Origin of the sequence: Lactobacillus sp. UMNPBX6 (genome assembly GCF_002553975.1) — a bacterium.
In the GTDB taxonomy this organism is placed as follows: Bacteria; Bacillota; Bacilli; order Lactobacillales; family Lactobacillaceae; genus Lactobacillus; species Lactobacillus gallinarum.
The window spans coordinates 1-261 of the sequence record NZ_PCZD01000146.1 but is presented as its reverse complement, the minus strand read 5'-3'; the positions used below and the strand labels follow the sequence as shown (position 1 = coordinate 261).

The following is a 261-nucleotide window of genomic DNA, read 5'->3' as shown; positions in this document are numbered from 1 at the left end:
ACAAGTTTTTCTGCGTCTATTTGGATGCGACATACCTTCCTTTGCGCCGAGAAACGTTTGAGCGTGAAGCAGTCTATATTGCCATTGGCATTAAACCTAATGGACATAAAGAAGTCATTGACTACTGCATTGCTCCTAGTGAGAACATTGAAGTCTGGACAGAGATGCTTCAAAACATGAAGTCCCGAGGCTTGAAGCAAGTTGAACTCTTTCTTTCTGATGGTGTTGTTGGCATGAAAACAGCCTTGGCCAGGACTTATC

General features: G+C 43.3%; 1 protein-coding gene. It reads left to right on the top strand.

Going from position 1 to position 261, the window contains the following annotated elements; genetic code table 11:
- The coding region (locus CP357_RS10050; RefSeq protein ID WP_198995889.1) for a transposase at positions 1–261 on the top strand (261 nt) is incomplete at both ends.